We start from the raw sequence: 19,108 nt of genomic DNA, 5'->3' as shown, positions 1-19,108 counted from the left end.
CACTGCGCATGCGCAAACACCGCCACTCTAGGCCAAAAGGCCTGGCCTCGCCGCTGGAATCGGACAAATCAGCAATTTGTGTAGGCCTTCACCGAAGCACTCGTCGGATCAGGCTATTATTGCCCCTTCTCCAAGGACTCAGGATCAAGGAAACGTTATGCGTATCGGTTTGCTGTCACCTCTGGCCCTGGCCCTGCTGGCCGGTTTTTCCCTACCGGCCCAGGCCAGTTCTGACGACTCGTGCTACCCCGACTGGAGGGTATCGCGTGACGGCTACGAGCCGTGCAGCAACCAACCGTTTCTCAGCCCTGGCAACGACAGCCGGGTGAACCTGCGCCTGTTGCTGGCCGACAAAAAAGCCGCGCCCCTGGCCCCCAATGCCTTGGGCGAAGACGACTTGGCGCAAGGCTTCGGCCCGGTGCCGTTTCCGGTGTATCGCCTGGTGCCGTTTCCGGCCACGGCTGAGGAGCCGGATAACAAGGCTGACGATTCACGCACAGCCGAACTCGACACCCTGCTCCAGCCCCTGGGTATCAAGCGCGAGGAGTACAAGACCGCAGGCCAGGCCTTCCTGAATGGCGAAGGCAGCCGTTGCCGCAGCAATGACGATGACAGCGCCACAGCGTTTATCAGCCAGGTGATCAAAGCCCAGATGCCGCCCGCCGAGCGCGATGTGTTGGTCAAAGCACGCCTGCAATTACTGACCACCTGTGACTGGAGTCGCCAGGTGGTGGACGCGCAGCTGACCCCGTCGGCCAATGCTCAGTTGTTTCGTACCTATTTGCAGGCCGCCGGCGACTTCTACAGCGGGCGCTTCGATTACGCCGAGCGCGGGTTCGCCGCGGCTTCCACCAGCGATGTGCCATGGCTGAAGGAAACGGCGCTGTACATGACTGCGCGTACGTCGCTGAATCAGGCCCAGGCCGAAGCCTTCGACGAATACGGCATGCCGCAACGCGAGCATGTGGATAAGTCGGCCTTGAGCGATGCCGAAGAAGGTTTTCTCAGTTACCTGAAAACTTACTCACAGGGCGATTACGTGGCGTCCGCCCGTGGCCTGTTGCGCCGCGTGCACTGGCTGGCGAACGACGACGCCAAGCTTGCCGAAGACTTCACCTGGCAATTTACCGAGGCCACTGAGGCCCAGCGCAATGTGAGCGTGGACGAACTGGTGGAAGAGGCCGACCTCAAGTTGCTGATGGTCGGCAACAAAGCCGCGAACAGCCCGATGCTGCAAGTGGTCAGCGACCTGATGGCGATGCGCGCGCACACCCCGCCGCTGTTGAGCCGCGAAGACCTGGATAAGCAAAAGGGCACCTTCGCCAGTGAGCCAGCGCTGTTTGACTTCCTGCAAGCCAGCTACGCCCTGTACGTCGAACACCAACCCGACGCGGCCTTGAAGCACCTGCCGGCGGATGTGCCGTCGAGCCTGGATTACTTCGCCTTCAGCCAACAGACACTGCGCGCCCTGGCCCTGGAAGCCAAGCAAGACTGGAAGGCCGCCGAAGCCCTGTGGCTGCAACTGCTGCCATTGGCCAAGCAACCGCTGCAACGCGACCAACTGGAACTGGCCCTGGCCATGAATTACGAGCGCAGCGGCCAATTGGCCAAGGTGTTCGCCGCCGACTCGCCGATCAGCGCCAAGCAAGTGCGCTACATCCTGCTGCGCAACGTCGCCGGCCCCGACCTGCTGCGCCAGCAGATCGCCAACGCCAGCGACCCGATTGAGCGCCAGAGTGCGCAATTCGTGCTGCTCTACAAAGACCTGCTGCGCGGCCAGTACGCCACCTTCGCCGATGACCTCAAGCAGGCCTCGCTCTCTGACGACAAACTCGGCACCAGCCTGGGCTACACCTATACCAGCGGCCAGACCTTGAAGCTGTTCCAGTGGAACGGCGACAAGGCCGAATCCGGCTACGCCTGCCCAAGCATCGCGCAAACCGCCGCGTCCTTGCAGGACGAAGCCAAAAATCCGCACGCTTTGAACTGCTTCGGTGAGTTCATCCTGCGCAACGGCCTGGACGGCATGCCCCTGGAACAACCCCGCGCCGCCGGCAGCCTGGGCAGCACCGCCTCGGACTTCAAAGGTGAAACCTTCTCGCGCCTGGACGGCTACAAACAGGTGATCGCCAACGCCAAGGCGCCGAAAACCGACAAGGCTTATGCGCTGTTCCGCGCCATCAACTGCTACGCGCCGGCCGGCTACAACAGCTGCGGCGGTGAAGACGTGGCGCCGGCGGTGCGCAAAGCCTGGTTCCGCCAACTCAAGAGCGGTTTTGCCGATACCCAGTGGGGCAAATCGCTGCAGTACTACTGGTGAAATCGCTGTGGCTAGGCTTGCTGTTGCTGGCAAGCCCGGCTTTTGGCGCCGTTAACGCGGGCGACTACGACGCCTTCTGGCTGTGGAGCGGGGTCACGCCCCAGCCAGTGATCAAGCAGGCAAAAACCCTGTACATCCTGCAAGGCCAGATCAACGCCACCCGCCGCGCGCCCCAGCGCGGCGTACAACTGATCGCCCAAGGCATGAGCGTGCCGCGCATTACTCAAGGCCACGTCTGGGTGGTTTACCGCGCCCACACCCTGCGCTGGCCGGAACGGGTCTACACCCAGGTGCTGGGCCAGGTGCAACGCTGGCGTGACGCCGGCAACCCGGTGATCGGTATCCAGATCGACTTCGATGCTCGCACCCAATACCTGCATGAATACGCCGACTTCCTGCGCGACCTGCGCCAACGCCTGCCCTCCGACCTGCGCCTGAGCATCACCGGTCTGATGGACTGGAGCAGCAACGCCGACCCGGCCGCCATCGCCCAGCTCAAGGGCGTGGTGGATGAAGTGGTGGTGCAGACCTATCAAGGGCGTCACAGCATCCCGGATTACGCGGCGTATTTGCCGCGGATGAATCGGCTGGGGGTGCCGTTCAAGATTGGCTTGATTCAGGGCGGAGAGTGGCAAGAGCCGGGGTATCTGCGGGGCAATGAGTGGTTTCGGGGGTATGTGGTGTTTTTGCAGAATCTTTGAAGTTTGCTAACACCTGTAGGAGCGAGCTTGCTCGCGAAAAACGTATAGACGACACCGGCAACCTGATAGCGCTGCGTTATCGTTCACGTCTTTCGCGAGCAAGCTCGCTCCTACAGTGGTTTCAGTGATTTGCTACCAGTCGTACGTCAGGCTCGACACTACCGTGCGTCCTTCCCCGTAGTAGCAATCCAGATCACTGGTGCACTGCGAGACGTAGGTCTTGTTGCTGAGGTTCTGCACGTTCATCGCCAGCTTCACGCCTTTGAGCTTGAGCGGCGAGGCGCCGAGGTCGTAGCTCAGGCTTGCATCGTAGACGCTGTAGGACGGCACATTAAAAGCGCCTTCGTAGTCGTCGCCCAGGCTTTGACGGGCATAACGCACGCCCAGGCCCGCGCCCAACCCTGCCAAGGGCGTGTCGCCGAGCACGGTGTAGTTGACCCACATCGAGGCGGTGAGTGGGGAGATGCCGGCCGGGTGGCGACCTTGGCGGCCATCGTTGTCCTTGGTGTATTTGACGTCATTGCGCGCAGCCGAGGCGACCACTTCCCATGCGTCGCTCAAGACCGCCTTGGCTTCCAGCTCAACACCCCGCGAGCGCAGGGCGCCGCTTTGGGTGCTGAAGGTGGTGTCCACCGGGTTGGTGGTCAGCACGTTTTCCTGGTCCAGTTGGTACACAGAAGCCTGGATGAAGCTCTTCTGGCCCGGTGGCTGGAACTTCACGCCGACTTCGTACTGTTTGCCGGTGGACGGTTCGAAGGGTTTTCGGTTCGCATCGGTGCCGGCCAGCGGCAGGAAGGATTCCGAATAGCTGACGAAGGGCGACACGCCGTTATCGAACAGGTACACCAGGCCCGCACGGCCGGTGAACGCCTGGTCTTTGCTGGCAAAGCGGGTGTCCTGTATCGGCTCCTTGTTCACCACATTCGCCCAGTCGTAGCGGCCACCGAGTACCAGCACCCATTTATCCAGCTTGATCTGGTCCTGCAGGTAAAGGCCGGTCTGGGTGATGGTGCGATCCCAGCGGTACGGTTGGCCGAAGTTCAGGGGCTGACCGTACACCGGTTTGAACAGGTCGATGATCGGCGGGTTGCGGTCGTACAGGCCATGGAACTGCGAGTTGGAATGGTAGTAGTCCAGGCCAACGATGAAGGTATGGGACAGCGCGCCCGTATCGAATTCGGCCTGGGCGATGCTGTCCACGCCGAACACTTTGTTGGTCTGCGACCAGTCCACGCCGAAGCGTTGCAGGTAGCGCTGGTCCTGCACGCCGGTGTTTGGGTTGGCGACGAAACGGTAGCCGTGCAGCGGCGCGGTGTAGCGGTCGTCGACCTCGGCGTAACGGGCGTTTTGCTTGAGGGTCCAGATGTCGTTGAGGCGATGGGAAACTTCGTAGCCCAGCACGTATTGCTCGCGGTTGTACTGGTTGACGCCCGGCTCGCCGATAAATACATCGCGCTTGATCTTGCCGTTGGGGTTGTCCCACAGCGTGCCGGACGCCGGCAGGCCTTGGGCTTCGGGCACGCCTTTATCTTTCTGGTACTGGGCGAACAGGGTCAGGCTGGTGTCGTCGTTAGGGCGCCAGGTGAGGCTGGGGGCGATGAACTGGCGCTTGTTTTCGACGTAGTTGATTTCGTCTTGCGCGTCATTTGCCAGGCCGGTCAGGCGGTAGAGAAACTGCCCCTCCTCGTCCAGCGGGCCGCTCAGGTCGATGGCCGCGCTTTTGTGTTCGTAGGTGCCGGCCTCCAGTACCACTTGGTGTATCGGCGTTTCGCTGGGGCGCTTGCTGACCATATTGACGATGCCGCCCGGCTGGTTCTGGCCGTAAAGCACGGACGCCGGGCCTTTGAGCACTTCGATGCGCTCCAGGGAATACGGTTCGATCTGCAACGCGCCCCCGGTGCTGCCACCGCCATAAGGCAGGTGCAGGCCGTCCAGATACAACGGCGTGGGCGAGAAGCCGCGTGACGTCGGCTCATCGAACAATTTGACCCGGTCGGCAAAACCACCCGCGCTCATGCCGGGCGTGTAGAGCAACGCCTGGGTGACACTCTGGGCGCCACGCGCCTTGATCTCGGCAGCGGTGATCACGTTGATGGTCTGGGGGATTTCCACCAGCGCCGAGTCGGTCTTGCTGCCCGAGGCGCTGCGCTTGGCGACAATGCCGTCCACCGGGCCCCAGGCGCTTTCCTGCTCCTGCCGGCCGCTGATCTGGGTCGCGCCCAACTGCAAGGCTGCGTCGCCGGAAAGGGCCTGCAACGACCAACCGCCCTGGGACTGCACCGCCGCCAAACCGCTGCCCGCCAGCAAGCGCTGCAACCCCGAACCTACACCGTAACGCCCTTTCAAGCCGGCGCTGCGCTTGCCGTCGGTGAGCGAAGCGTCAACCGACAGCAGGATGCCTGAGGCACTGGCGAAACGGTTCAACGCCTGGTCGAGGCTGCCCGCGGGAATGTCATAGCTGCGCAGCGCTTCGGTGCTTTCTTCGGCTTGAGCCATGCTCGGCAGTACCGGAGCCGTTGCCAGCAGGCCGGCAAACAGGCCACGACGTAGCGCGCGGGCCAAAGGTTGGATTGGGTGGTGCGACATGGCAGGACTCCCCGTGAGAACGCTTCTTGATTGGCTTTCAAGAGGTATCCCGAACGGGCCGCAGAAACCGACAAGCCCTGTACAAAGTATTTTCAGACCCGCGCCTTGATCGTTACCCAGTAACGGGTCACCGCCTGCACGTGCACGGGCAATGAACGCTCCAAGGCCGCCAGGATCGCGTCGGTGTCGTTCAGCGGGAACACGCCGGTCAACAGCAGCTTCGACGCCGCCTGATCACAGCGCAACAGGCCCGGGCGGTAGCGACTCAGTTGCGCCACGAACTCACCCAACGGCTGGCGCTCGGCAACCAGACGGTGCTCGGTCCAACTGCTGGCATTGGCGCTCACCGCTGGCAACGCGGTGCTTTTGCGTGCGTTGAACCACAGGCTGTCCCCTGCCTGCATATGCACCGGCGTGCCCTGCAACGGCGTGACCCGCAGGCGACCTTCGTACAAATCCACACGGCTGCCGTCGGGCAATTCACGTACCGCAAAGCGCGTGCCCAACGCCTGTACATCACCGGCAGGCGTTTCGACGATCAACGGGCGCGAGGCGTCGTGGCCGCTGGTCAGCAGGACCTCGCCTCGGATCAGCCGAATACGCCGCTCGGTAGCGCTGAAACGCAGGTCTACGGCGCTGTCACTGTTAAGGTCCAGTTGCGTGCCGTCGCTCAAGGTCATATGGCGAATTTCGCCCGTGGCGGTACGCAGCTCTGCAAAGGCCGCTTGCCAGGGCTCGCTGCGTTGCACCAGATAGCCGCTGCCACCGGCCACCAACAACAGGCCGAGCAGTTTGAGCGCGGCACGGCGTTGGGTATCCGGGGTGTCGCGCAATACTGCGCGAGCGCTGTCGGCAGGTACGCCGCCCAGGGTGTGCTGCAGCTGCTGCAAGCGCTGCCAGGCGCGGCGGTGTTCCGGGTCAGCGGCCTGCCAGCGGGCAAACGCCTGGCGCTGCTCGCCCTTGAGCTCGCCGCCCCATTGCAGCATCAACCACTCGCTGGCTTGCTCGACAATCGCAGGGGCGATGGGCGCGTCGCGCTTCATTCTTCGTACACCACCTGGTAGCAGGCGACGATGGCGCGGGTCATGTACTTTTGCACCGAGCTGACGGTGACGCCCAGGCGCTCGGCGATTTGCGCATAGCTCAAGCCTTCGAACTGCGACAGCAAAAACGCACGGCGCACATTGTCGGGCATGCGATCGAGCATGGCGTCGATCTGCATCAGGGTTTCGAGGATCAGGGCGCGGGTTTCCAGAGACGGCGACTCGGGCTCGGGCAGGTGCGCGATGCTTTCCAAGTAAGCACGCTCAATGCGCAGGCGGCGCCATTGGTCGATCACCAGGTTGCGGGCGATCTGCGCCAAGTAGCTTCGGCTTTCTTTGTCACCCGGGAAACGCCCGGCCACCAGCAGGCGCAGGAAGGTGTCCTGCGCCACATCGGCGGCCTGCTCGCGGTCGCCCAGGCGCTTGCGCAACCAGCCTTGCAGCCAGCCGTGATGGTCGCGGTACAGGATGTGAAGCTGTTGCTGGCCGTCAGTCGCGATGCCCATGAAAAGCTCAGAAGTGTTATTGAGAGCAATTATCATTACATCTTATTTGGCGACTGACAAAAACTCTTTGTTGCTCAGCGCCCAGCGGTCTGCAACGGGTACACCGACTCCCACCCTCCTCCCAACGCTTTGTACAGCCCGACCATGGCCAATGACACGCCGGTGGAGCTCTCTACCCACTGCTCCTGGGTCGCCAGCAACGCGCTCTGCACGGTGAGTACGTTGACGAAATCCGCCACGCCTTCGACGTACTGGTGTTGGGCGGTGGTCAGCGCAATTTGGTTCTGGCGCACGGCTTCCGCGAGGCTGTCGCGGCGCAGTTGGCTGGCGTTGTAGCGGGTCAGTTGGTCGTCGATTTCATGCCAGGCACGCAGCACGGTTTGCTGGTAGGCCAGGGCCGCTTCCTGTTGCTGGGCTTCCCGTAAATCCACCATGCCTTGCAGGCGTCCGCCGTTGAACAGCGGCAGGCTCAACTGTGGGCCGAAGGTAAAGGCGCGGGAACCCCAAGAACCGAAATCCGAGAGTTGCATGGCTTGGGAGCCGAGGCTGCCGGACAGGGTGATGCGCGGGTAGAAGTCGCCCTTGGCCACGCCGATGCTGGCCGTGGCGGCGTGCAGGCGGGCTTCGGCTTGGCGGATGTCGGGGCGACGCTCGGCGAGTTCCGATGGCAGGCCGATCGCGACCTGGCGCTGGGTTTGCGGCACAGGGGCGTCTTTGGACAACTGCGCGTGCAAGGCCTGAGGCGGCTCGCCCATCAGCAGGCTCAGGGCGTTGATCAACTGGTCCTGGCGCTGCTGTAGATCCGGCAGGCGCGCTTCGATTGCCGCGACCTGGGCGGCGGCTTCGGCCACATCCAGGTCGGTGGCCACGCCGTCGGCCAACCGCAATTGCGAGAGCTTGAGGCTGTGGCGCGCAACATCAAGGTTTTGCTCGGTGACGGCACGGGTGTTTTGGACGCCGCGCAGTTGGATGTAGTCCTGGGCGGTCTCGGCCAACACCGATAACAACACGGCGCGGCGGTCATTTTCGGCAACTTCCAACGTGGCGTCGGCGGCCTCGGTCTCGCGCTTGACCCGGCCCCAGAAGTCCAACTCCCAGGCGGCCGAAAAGCCCATGTCCCATTGGTTGAAGGCCGAGCGACCATTCTCGCCCGAAGGGTCGTTCAAGCCTTTGCCGCTGTTGCGCTTGCGCTGGTAGGCGCCGCCGGCATCGACGTTGGGGTAGCGTTCAGCCGTGGTCACCTGGCGGATGGCGCGGCTTTGTTGCAGGCGGCTGCTGGCCAGTTTCAGGTCGAGGTTATCGTTGAGGGCGCGGCGCGTAAGGGCCGAGAGCTGCGCGTCCTGGAACACGTCCCACCAGCGCTCCTGCAAGGGATCGCTGACGGCATGGCTGGCGGCCTGGCGGCCCTGGGGTTCGCTCCACTGGCCGACGCGCGAGGCATCGGGCCGTTGGAAATCCGGGCCGACCGTGCAGGCGCTCAGGCTGATAAGGCTCAGGGTGAGCCAGGCGAGGTGTCTCATTGCTGGGCCACCTCACGCTGCTGCTCGACGGGCCGGGTATCGACGCTGGCTTCTACCGACATGCCGACGCGCAGGCGCTCGGTCAGTGGCTGGTTCGGCTCAAGCACGATCTTCACTGGAATACGCTGCACTACCTTGGTGAAGTTGCCGGTGGCGTTGTCGGGTTTGACCGAGGCGAAGGTTACACCCGTGGCAGGCGCCAGGCTTTCCAGATGGCCTTTGAGCAGTTCGCCGTCAAGACTGTCGACGCTGACTTGCACCGCTTGCCCCGCGTGCATATGCGACAGTTGGGTCTCCTGGAAATTGGCCACCACATAGGCTTCAGAAAGCGGCACCACCGCAAGGATCTTGCTGCCCGGTGTCACGTAGGCGCCGACCCGCACCGCACGCTCACCGACCATGCCATCTACCGGTGCGACAATGCGCGTGTAAGACAGCTGATAACTGGCCATTTCCAGCGCGGCCTGGGCGCGTTTGAGCCCACCTTCGGCGGCGTCACGCTGGGCGGTGAGGATCTCCACCTGCTTGCGTTCGGCGGCCAGCACGGCGGTGGATTTGGCCAGGCGCGCAGTGGCCTGATCGATGCGTGTCTTGGCTTGCTGGGCATTCTGCACGGTGCCCGCACCGACGCCGGCGAGACGGTTGTAGCGGTTCAATTCATGCTCGGCAAACGCCACTTCGGCGCGATCCGCTGCCACCGTAGCCTGGGCCTGGGCTATCACCGAGCTTTGGCGCTCCAGGGTCGCGCTGGCGTTTTTCAGCTGGGCCTGGGCGACCAGGGTGTCGGCATCGGCGGCCTGGGCGGCGGCGCGAAAATCGCGGTCGTCGATCAACGCCAGCAGTTGCCCGGCTTTGACACGCTGGTTGTCTTCTACCAGCACCTCCTTGATGAAGCCGGCAACGCGGGGAGCGACCAGGGTGAAATCCGCCGCGACGAAGGCGTCGTTGGTGGTCTGGTGCTTGCTGCCCAGTACGCCCGGCGCAACCAGGTAAACCAGCACGCCGACGGCAAATGCGGCGATAACGGAGACGGCAATTTTGTCTTTGCGTTTCATGGAAAGTCCTTGTGGTCAGGCCGGAGCGCGAGGCGGATAGATCCGCGTGGGCATCCAGAAAATCAGCAGGATCAACGCCACCGCGACACCGGCCATGACGACGTAAAGATCCGAAGAGGTCAGCACCACGGTCTGCTCGTGCAAGCGGTGGGCGAGGCCCGGCGCGTCAGCGTCGGCAAGGGGCGAATTGCCCAGGCGGTCCACCAACATGGTTGAATGGAAATGCCCGCGCTGGGTGGTCAATGTATCCAGCACCGCGGTGGCGATCACAGCAGCCATGCCCTTGACGGTGTTGAACCAGGCCGAGGCGAACGGCCCTTCGATGGGCTGGATACTGCCGGTGGACAGCATCAGCAGCGGCAACACGGCCATCGGCTGGCCGAAAATCTGCAGCAGGTACCAGCCATAAAAGTCGTCGCGAATCCACGCCGAAGTCAGGTGTGAACTGCCGAGGCAGCACAGCACCAACATACTCAGGCCAATGCCCAGCACCCAGCGGCAATCGACCCAGCGCAGGTTGCACAGCGCCGCCACCAGCGGCAGCGCGATCAACTGCGGCAACGCCATCAGCAGCATCACCGGTGCGGTCTGCAGCGGCCGGTAGCCCTGGACCTGGGCGAGGAAACTGGACGGGATGATGATCACCGAGGTCAGCACCATCAGCACGCCGGCCAGCACGATCAGGGCAAACGCCAGGTTGCGCAGGCCGAGCATCTGCAAGTTGAAGAAGGGCAGCGGCTGCGACCATTCGTTGAGCATGAACAGCACCAGCAACAGCGTGCCGCCACTCAGCAGGAAGGTAATCAGGCCCGACTCGAACCAGTCCAGGCGATTGCCTTGCAACAGGCCGATCACCAACATGCAGATCGCCGGGAAGCCCAACAGCAAACCACGCCAGTTGAACTGCTTGAAGCGTTCCAGGCGCAGCGGGTCTTGTGGCAAGCCGTAGGCCACGGCCGCCATGGCCAGCAGGCACGGCGCGACAATCTGCCAGAACGCCCACTGCCAGCCGACGTATTCGGTCCACAACGCCGCCAGCGGTGTGCCAAGGCTGGGGCCGAAGGTGGCGGTGAGTGCGTAACCGGCCAACCCGTACAACTTGACGTTGGCTGGCAAGAAACGCAGCGCCACGGTCATCAGCATCGGCGGCAGCGCGCCACCGGCCAAGCCTTGCACGGTGCGCAGCAGCAACAGGCTTTCGTAGTTGGGTGCGAACGGACAGAGAATGCCCAGCACGGTGAACAAGCCGATGGCGCACAGGGTGAAGCGACGCAGGGAAAACGTCACCGAGCACCACGGCGCGAAGGCCATGGCCGCGACCGAAGTGGCGGTGTAGGCCGCGACCAGCCAGGTGCCTTCGTCAAAGCCGATGTACAGCGCACCGCGGATATCGGCGAGGGCGACCTTGGTGACCATCTCGTTGAGTCCAGACACCAGTACCGCCAGCAATACGCCGAGCAGCCCGATGATGATGCGCGGGCCGAACACGGGTGGGCTCAGCGCCGTAGGTTTGGCTGCGGCCTGGACAGCGGGGGCAGCGAGGGACGTCATGAACAGGCAACTCGGAATGAGAAATACCCGAGCAGGTTAATCAGGCACTCTCATGACAAAAAGTTACTTGTTGGCAGGTTATAAGTGCGCCAGACGCAACGTTGAGCATCAACACTGAACCCTGTGGGAGCTGGCTTGCCTGCGATAGCCATAAGTATTTACTCAACTTTCTGGGCTGTAGCCGGTAGCAGCAGACGGTAACCACGATGCGAAGCGAGTCGCTCTTGATCTTGCTCTGCTTTTGATCTTAGGCGCCCCGTTAAACCACGCTGGCCGAACGCAGGCTTGAATTCGTGGGTAACCCGGCAGGACGCCGGGTTAGCCGCCCCGCGCCATGGATGGCGCGTGGCGGCGGCCCACGGATTCAAGCCTGTGTTCGGGCACACCGAGCCTAAGCGAGGTGCCGAGTGGTGGGGCAAGAAGCGTTTTGCTTACTTTTGCGCTGTTCAAAAGTGAGCCGCCGTCAGGGCGGAACCCTAAGTGGCCGTTACCTAAATAACGGATATGTACACAATCCAACTGTGTTGACTGTCAGGCCGCCTTCGCGAGCAAGCCCGCTCCCACAGTTGGATCGTTGGGTGTCAGGTAGATAGGCGTCGGCTGTCAGGGCGTCATCGCAGGCAAGCCAGCTCCCACATTTTGAATCTTGGGGTGTCAGGTAGATAGGTGTCGGCTGGCGGGCCGTCATCGCAGGCAAGCCAGCTCCCACATTGATTGCGTTCGCTTTAAACCGGCTGGGCTTCAAGCCAGGTGGCGTGGCAGCTTTCGCGCATGGTTTCGCGCAGCCATTTATGGGCTGGGTCTTTGTCGAAGCGTGGGTGCCAGGATTGCGCCAGGACCAGGGTTGGCAGTGAAATCGGCAAGGCGAACGCGCGCAGTGGCAGGTTCAGACGCTTGGCGCTCAGGAGGGCTTCCTTGGGCACCGGCAGCAGCAGGTCGGAATCGGGCAGCATGAACATCGCACCGTGAAAGCCTGGGGCGATCATGGCCACTCGGCGCTCCAGGCCTTGGGCATTCAACGCGGTATCGATGGGCCCACGGGCGATACCGCGCCGGGAGATGCTGATGTGGGAATAACTGGCAAAGCGTGCCGCCGTGATTTCTTCGTCGAACAGCGGGTGGTCTTGCCGCGCCAGGCCGACAAAGGTGGTGGAGAACAGGTTCTGCACCTTCACTTCCGGGCTGGCGGGCATGGTGTTGCTCACCCGCAAGTCCAACCGCCCTTCGCGCAGGGCTTCATCGTCGGTATCGCCTTCGGGCACGAAGCGCAGCTCGCACAGCGGCGCCATGCGCTCCATGGTGTCGAACAGTCGCCCGCCATACACGCCGATGAAAAAGTCATTGGCGCGCACGCTGAAGCGGCGGCGCAAGGTGCTCAAATCGACTTGGTCCGCCGACCGGAAGAGCAACGCAGCCTGCTCCACCACGTTGCGCACCTGGCCTTGCAGCTCAAGCGCCTTGGGCGTCGGTACCAGGCCACGGCCGGCACGTACCAGGATCGGGTCACCGACCGCTTCGCGAATACGCGTAAGGGTGCGGCTCATGGCGGCAGGGCTCAGGTTCATCCGCCGTGCGGCGCCCACCACACTGCCCTCGTCGAGCAACGCGTCGAGGGCGACCAGCAGGTTCATGTCCGGTAGTTGCATGCCAAGCACTCGTGGTCCGTTGGGAGTGAACTGGGCGCAATCCTAGCAGGCTTTATCAGGTTAGAAAGGCGCATCCCCTTGAATGGTGGTACGGAACAATTTACGCCGCAGGTGGCTTGGGCACCCGGCGGCCAGGTGGATCAGCGAGCGGTTGTCCCAGAACACCAGGTCGTGGGGCTGCCACTGATGGCGGTAGATGTTTTCCGGCAGCACGCTGTGGGCGTAGAGCTGGGCCAGCAGGTCACGGCTTTCGTCATCGGGCAGGCCGACGATACGGGTGGTGAAACCCTCGCTGACGAACAGCGCCTTGCGGCCGTTTTCCGGGTGGGTGCGCACAACGGGGTGCACCACTTCGGCAACCTGGGCGAGCTGTTCCGGGGTGAGGGTTGGGCGCCAGTTGCCTTCGAATTTGGTTTCGCTATAGCGTGCGGTGTAGGAGTGCGCGGCGCTGCGGCCTTCGACGGCATTGCGCAGGTGGCCGGGCAGTTGCTCCCAGGCTTTGTGCATGTCGGCGAACAGGGTGTCGCCGCCTTCAGAGGGCAGTTCCTGGGCGTGCAGCATCGAGCCCAGGCTGGGCAGTTCTTTGTATGACAGGTCCGAATGCCAGAACTTGCCCGCATCCCCCAGGCCGATGGATTGGCCGTTCTCGATGATGTTGGAGACGATCAGAATTTCGGGGTGATTGGTCAGCAGGAACTGTTTGAGCACATGGATCTGAAGTACGCCGAAACGGCGGCTGAAGGCGATCTGTTGTTCGGGGGTGATGCGTTGGTTGCGGAACACGATGACGTGGTGGTCCAGGTGCGCGCGGTGGATGCGGGCGAAGTCCTGGTCGTTGACTGGGCGGGATAAGTCCAGGCCGATGATCTGGGCGCCGACACTGCCGGGGAAGGGGCGGATGTCGAAGGTTTGGGTGGCGGTGGTGGCAGACATTGGATTCATTCCCGGCGGACAGGGGAATGAATTTATAGATATAAAGATGGAAGCTTAAATACCGTTAGCACATATGGATATGGCGTTTGGTTTGAGCTGTAGGGCGATGCTGACGGCCTCATCGGGGGCACGGCCCCTCCCACATTTTGATTTGTGAACACATTCAAATGTGGGAGCTGGCTTGCCTGCGATGAGGGCGGTACAGGCGCTGAACATTAACGCTCGTGCAACGCCTCTGCCCGCGCCTTGATGATCGGCTTGAGCAGGTAGCTGAGGATGCTTTTCTTGCCGGTGATGATATCCACCGAAGCAACCATGCCGGGGATGATCAACAGCGGCTTCTCGTCCGTGCCCAGATGGCTGCGATCAGTGCGCAGGGTGATCATGTAGTAGGTGGTCTTCTTGTCTTCATCGGTGATGGTGTCGGCACCGATGCGTTCGAGCTTGGCTTTCAGCCCGCCGTAGATGGTGTAGTCATAGGCGGTGAACTTGACCACCGCTTCCTGCCCAGGGTGCAGGAAGGCGATGTCTTGCGGGCGGATCTTGGCTTCTACCAGCAAGGTGTCGTTCAGCGGCACGATTTCGACCATGTCGCTGCCAGGCTGGATCACACCGCCAACGGTGTTGACCAGCAACTGCTTGACGATCCCGCGCACTGGCGAGGTGACCAGGGTGCGGCTGACCCGGTCCTCCAGCGCGCGGCCGGTGGATTCGGCCTTGTTAAGCTCGGTGCGGGCTTCGTTGAGTTGGGTCAGGGCTTCGCTGCGGAATTTGCCGCGGGTTTCATCGATCTTGCGTTGCACTTCCTTGATCGCCGATTCCGCACGCGGGATCGCCAGGGTGGTGGCGTCCAACTGCCCACGGGTTTCCATTTCGGCGCGCTTGAGGCGCAGCACTTCTACCGGCGACACCGCGCCCTGGGCCACCAGCGGCTCGGACATGTTGATTTCCTGGCGTTGCAGGGACAACTGGCTGCGGTATTGGCCCTGCTTGGAGGTGAATTCGCGCAGTTCCTGTTGGCGCTGGACGAGTTGCTCCTGCAAGCCGCCGACTTCGTCTTTCAACTGCTGGCGGCGGCTTTCATACAAGGAGCGCTCGTTGGCGGCCTGGCTCGGCGCGGCCTTGAGCACGTCGTCGGGGATGTTCAGCGGGCGGTCATCCACCTGCGCGCTCAAACGCTCGACGCGCAGCTGCATAGCCAGGCGCAGGGCTTCGGTTTCGCCGGCGTTGGAGACAAACCGCGTGTCGTCGAGACGAATCAACGGCGCGCCGGCCTCTACGATCTGGCCTTCCTTGACGTACAGCTCGGCGACGATACCGCCTTCCAGGTTCTGGATTTTCTGCAATTTGGACGACGGAATCGCCTTGCCGTCGCCACGGGTCACTTCGTCGATCTGGGAGAAACCGGCCCACACCACCAGGAATATAAAGAACGCGATGATTGCCCAGATGGTCAGGCGGATCACCCGTGGCGCATCTTCGATCAGCGCCTTGTTGACCTCGGGCAGCGGCTGGCCCTGCAGCGAATCGGAGCCTTTGAAGTAGCGGCCGACCGCACTCTTGATGGAGTTAAGCAACACTGATCTGCCCCTTCTTCAACGCTTCCATGACCACGGCTTTCGGGCCGTCCGCGAGAATCTGCCCACGGTCGACCACCAGCAGGCGGTCGACCAGGGAGAGCAGTGAGGCTCGGTGCGTGACCAGCACCACGGTCTTGTTTTGCACCACGGCTTGCAGGCGTTGTTTCAAGCGTTCTTCACCGGTGTTGTCCATGGCGCTGGTGGGTTCGTCCAGCAACAGCATGGGCGGGTTGAGCAGCAGCGCACGGGCCAGGGCGACGTTCTGGCGCTGGCCGCCGGACAGGTTCTGCCCACGCTCGCCGACTTGCAGTTCGTAGCCTTGGGGATGCAGGCGGGCAAATTCGTGCACGCCGGCCAGTTCGGCGGCTTGCAGGACCATTTCATCCTCGACGTAGCGCGCACCGCTGACCAGGTTGTCGCGCAGGGTGCCGGCCAGCAATTGAATGTCTTGGGCGACATAGCCGATGTTGTGACGCAGCTCGCTCACGTCGATCTGGCGCACGTCCACGCCGTCTACCAGCAAAGAGCCAGAATCGGGCTGGTAAAGGCCGACGATCAGCTTGGCCAGGGAGCTTTTGCCCGAGCCGCTGCGGCCGATGATGCCGATTTTTTCCCCTGGCTTGATCACCAGGTTGATGTTTTTCAGCGCCGGGTTCTGCTGGTTCGGGTAAGTGAAGTTCAGGCCCCGGCACTCGATGGCGCCTTGCAGGGTGCGACGGCTCATGGGGCGCTCTTCGAAATTGCGCTCCTGTGGCAGCTCCATCATCTGGTCCACCGAGGTCATGGTGACCTTGGCTTGCTGGTAGCGCGTCAGCAGGCCCGACAACGATGCCAGCGGGCTCAAGGCGCGGCCACTGAGCATGTAGCAGGCAATCAGGCCACCCATGCTGAGATTGCCGTCGATGATCTGGTACACGCCGAACACGATCATGATTACGCCAGCCAGTTGCTGGATCAGCAGGGTCATGTTCATCGACAGGCCCGACAGCAACTTCACCCGCAGCTCAAGCCGGCTCAGGGTGCCGATGGTCTGTTCCCAGCCGTACTGACGCTCGCTCTCGGCGTTGTTGACCTTGACCGCATCGAGCCCGGCGAGGGTTTCGATCAGGCTCGACTGGCGCTCGGCGGCCAACGCCATGGTGCGCTCCATGGTCGCGACCAGGGGCTTCTGCAGGGCATAGCCGATGCCCAGGGCCAGCGGGAACGCCAACACCGGAATCCACACCAGGTGCCCGCCGAGAATGGCGATGACCAGAAAGATCAGCAGCGTAAACGGCAGGTCAATCAGGCTGGTGAGGGTCAAAGACGCGAGGAAGTCGCGCAGGCTTTGAAACTCGTGGATGTTCTGCGCGAAGCTGCCGACCCGCGCCGGGCGGTACTTCATGGACATGCCGACGATGCGCTCGAACAACGTGGCCGAGATGATCAGGTCGGTTTTTTTGCCGGCCAGGTCCAAGCACAGGCTGCGCAGGCTTTTGAGGATCAGGTCGAACAGGTAGGCACCGCAGATGCCCACGGCCAGCACCCACAGGGTGGCGGTGGCCTGGTTCGGCACAACGCGGTCGTACACGTTCATCACGAACAGCGGCGCGGCCATGGCGATGATGTTGATCAGGAAGCTGGCGGCGATGGCGTCGGTGTAGAGCCAGCGCGAACGCATGAGGGTGTCGCGGAACCACGAGCGCGCCCGTGGAATCAGGCTGCCGTGGTTGACGTCGAATTTGTGTTGCGGCTGTGCAAAGAAGACTTTACCGATGTAGTCGTCGGCCAATGCTTCGCGCTTGATCAGCACTTCACCGCCGTCGCTTTCACTGAGCAGGATCCGCGCTTCATCTTCGCCCTGCCAGCCGACCAGTACGGTACTGCGACCGTCCTTGAGCAACAGCAGCGCCGGCAATGCAATGGTCGGGATCTGATCCAGCTTGCGTTGCAGCAGCCGGCCTTGCAGCCCGGCCCGCGCAGCGGCACGCGATAGCAACTCGGCACTCAACCGTTGCGAAGGCAGCGGCAGGCCGGTGGTGAGCATGGCCGCGCTGGCCGGTTTCTGATGCAGGGCGCAGAGCGCCAACAACCCGTCGAGTAACGGGTCATCGTGTAGTGCGCGTGGATCATGACTGAGATGAACTCGACTGACTTCAGGTTCCACGCGGCGCACTCTCGACTAACAGATGGGGCTATTGGGGTGGCTCAATTCATCCCAGGCAGTTGGACTTTAGGTTTCACGTCGTTCTGCACGACGGAGGCCATTGGTGCAACCACTCCCTGGCTCTTGAGCAATTCGCCCATGGTCGCCTTGATTCGGTACTGAGTAAATAACTGAATGTTCTTGATTTCTTCCAGGCGGCGGGAAGCAGTGAACAATTCATTCTCGCTGTCGAGCAAATCCAACAGAGTACGTTGACCAAGGCTGAACTGTTGCTGGTAGGACGTGCGTACGCGGGTGCTGTGATCCACGTACTGCTGGGCGACCGGCAATTGCGCGTTGGCGTTGTTCAGGGCGTTCCAAGCCAAGCCTAGCTCTTCATTGAGTTGGCGCAAGGCGTTGTTGCGGATGTCGAGCGCCTGGTTGGCCTGGTAGGACTTCGATTGCAGGTCGGCCTTGTTGCTGCCACCGGCGAACAGGTTGAAGCGCATGCGCACCATGGCTTCCCAGCCATTGCTGTGGTTGGGGTCACCGGAGACATTGTTGTCGGCGTTGGTGCCCAGTTCAGCGTCAAAGCGTGGGTAGAACGTGGATTTGGCGGCGTCGTACTGCTTCTCGGCGGCAGAGATATCCGACTCGGCCGAACGCAGCACCGGGCTGTTGTCGAGCATCTGGCGGCGCGCTTCGTTCAGGTCGGCTGGCAGCATGGCCATGAACGGGGCCGGACGCTCGAGTTCGTCGGGCATCTGGCCGACGGCGCTGAGGTAGTTGACCTGCGCGTCGGCCAGGTTGGTCTGCTCAGTGATCAAGTTGTTGCGGGCCTGGGCCAGGCGCGCTTCGGCCTGGTCCTGGTCGGCACCGTTGCCAACGCCACGCTGGGTGCGCAATTTGATCTGATCGTAGATGCGCTCGTGGTTGCGCAGGTTGTCTTCGGCCAGGCGCACGAACTCACGGCGGGTCAATACTTCCAGGTAAACCTGGGCAACGGTCAGCGCGGTGCGCTCGGAAGTACCGAGCAAGGAGTAAGCGCGGGAATTAACGTTGGCTTGTTGACGCCCGACTTCGCTGGAGGTAGCAAAACCGTCAAAAATCATTTGCTGCAGGCGCAGGCTGGATTCGCCGCGGTTGAGCGTGTCCCAGTGATTGCCGCCAGGGTTGTTGGCGCGGGTGGTGGCGTTGTCGGTTCCTTGGCGGCCGTAACCGGCGTTCAAGTCGACACGCGGCAGGTAGCCACCTTGTGCGGCGCGCAATTGGTAATCGGCGGCAATACGGCTGTTAACACCCGCCTGAATTTCCGGGTGTACATCCAATGCCTGTTGCATGGCTTGGGGCAGTGTCTGGGCTTGTACGAAACTGGCGGCGAGAGCGAACGGTATTGCCTTGAACAGGTGCAGACGCATTTAAAATTTCCCCAAGACTTCTTGTCTTAAATCACAGCGATTGGCACCGCTGCGTCGGATAATGGCTACCGTAATGACCGTACGTCGGAAAGTTCAAAAAGCGGAACTGCTTCACACATGTAGG

The 19,108-nt window shown here is 62.3% G+C and carries 13 protein-coding genes; 2 read left to right on the top strand and 11 right to left on the bottom strand.

Annotated elements, in window-relative coordinates; translation table 11 throughout:
• Nucleotides 1-157 precede the first annotated feature (157 nt).
• Nucleotides 158-2,320, top strand: a complete 2,163-nt coding sequence (locus ACWHXD_RS00710; RefSeq protein ID WP_138761810.1) for a PA5441 family protein — start codon at nucleotides 158-160, stop codon at nucleotides 2,318-2,320.
• A complete protein-coding gene (locus ACWHXD_RS00705) occupies nucleotides 2,317-3,021 on the top strand; it encodes a DUF3142 domain-containing protein (protein WP_138761811.1) in 705 nt (234 codons plus the stop codon). Before ACWHXD_RS00710 ends, ACWHXD_RS00705 begins: the two co-directional genes overlap by 4 nt.
• Nucleotides 3,022-3,153: 132 nt before the next feature.
• On the opposite strand, the gene ACWHXD_RS00700 is transcribed toward ACWHXD_RS00705, so the two are convergent.
• From ACWHXD_RS00700 to ACWHXD_RS00650, 11 genes are all read right to left on the bottom strand, one after another.
• Nucleotides 3,154-5,607, bottom strand: a complete 2,454-nt coding sequence (locus ACWHXD_RS00700; RefSeq protein ID WP_138761812.1) for a TonB-dependent siderophore receptor — start codon at nucleotides 5,605-5,607, stop codon at nucleotides 3,154-3,156.
• A gap of 92 nt (nucleotides 5,608-5,699) precedes the next feature.
• A complete protein-coding gene (locus ACWHXD_RS00695) occupies nucleotides 5,700-6,650 on the bottom strand; it encodes a FecR domain-containing protein (protein ID WP_138761813.1) in 951 nt (316 codons plus the stop codon).
• Entirely contained in the window at nucleotides 6,647-7,156 is a 510-nt protein-coding gene (locus ACWHXD_RS00690; RefSeq protein ID WP_019819531.1) for a sigma-70 family RNA polymerase sigma factor, read from the bottom strand. Before ACWHXD_RS00690 ends, ACWHXD_RS00695 begins: the two co-directional genes overlap by 4 nt.
• Nucleotides 7,157-7,230: 74 nt before the next feature.
• Nucleotides 7,231-8,676, bottom strand: a complete 1,446-nt coding sequence (locus ACWHXD_RS00685; RefSeq protein WP_098949898.1) for an efflux transporter outer membrane subunit — start codon at nucleotides 8,674-8,676, stop codon at nucleotides 7,231-7,233.
• Nucleotides 8,673-9,731: an HlyD family secretion protein gene (locus ACWHXD_RS00680; protein WP_138761814.1), complete on the bottom strand. Its 1,059-nt coding sequence runs from the start codon at nucleotides 9,729-9,731 to the stop codon at nucleotides 8,673-8,675. The genes ACWHXD_RS00685 and ACWHXD_RS00680 overlap by 4 nt, the downstream gene beginning before the upstream one ends.
• A gap of 15 nt (nucleotides 9,732-9,746) precedes the next feature.
• On the bottom strand, nucleotides 9,747-11,282 hold the full coding sequence (locus ACWHXD_RS00675) for an MFS transporter (RefSeq protein ID WP_138761815.1): 1,536 nt from the start codon (nucleotides 11,280-11,282) through the stop codon (nucleotides 9,747-9,749).
• Nucleotides 11,283-12,007: 725 nt separating this feature from the next.
• Nucleotides 12,008-12,928 carry a LysR family transcriptional regulator gene (locus tag ACWHXD_RS00670; RefSeq protein WP_032894244.1) on the bottom strand — a complete coding sequence of 307 codons (921 nt, stop codon included), beginning with the start codon at nucleotides 12,926-12,928 and terminating at the stop codon, nucleotides 12,008-12,010.
• Nucleotides 12,929-12,988: 60 nt separating this feature from the next.
• The gene (locus ACWHXD_RS00665; RefSeq protein WP_138761816.1) at nucleotides 12,989-13,861 is read right to left on the bottom strand and encodes a TauD/TfdA dioxygenase family protein; all 873 of its coding nucleotides are present in this window, start codon (nucleotides 13,859-13,861) and stop codon (nucleotides 12,989-12,991) included.
• 215 nt (nucleotides 13,862-14,076) lie between these two features.
• Nucleotides 14,077-15,441: an HlyD family type I secretion periplasmic adaptor subunit gene (locus tag ACWHXD_RS00660; RefSeq protein ID WP_032894247.1), complete on the bottom strand. Its 1,365-nt coding sequence runs from the start codon at nucleotides 15,439-15,441 to the stop codon at nucleotides 14,077-14,079.
• Entirely contained in the window at nucleotides 15,431-17,587 is a 2,157-nt protein-coding gene (locus tag ACWHXD_RS00655) for a type I secretion system permease/ATPase (RefSeq protein ID WP_098952584.1), read from the bottom strand. Before ACWHXD_RS00655 ends, ACWHXD_RS00660 begins: the two co-directional genes overlap by 11 nt.
• Before the next feature lie 41 nt (nucleotides 17,588-17,628).
• The gene (locus tag ACWHXD_RS00650; protein ID WP_032894249.1) at nucleotides 17,629-18,984 is read right to left on the bottom strand and encodes a TolC family outer membrane protein; all 1,356 of its coding nucleotides are present in this window, start codon (nucleotides 18,982-18,984) and stop codon (nucleotides 17,629-17,631) included.
• Nucleotides 18,985-19,108: the final 124 nt, after the last annotated feature.

Source organism: Pseudomonas fjordensis (assembly GCF_976987115.1).
Note: the sequence above shows the minus strand (reverse complement) of the source record. Positions and strands in the feature narration are given on the sequence as shown.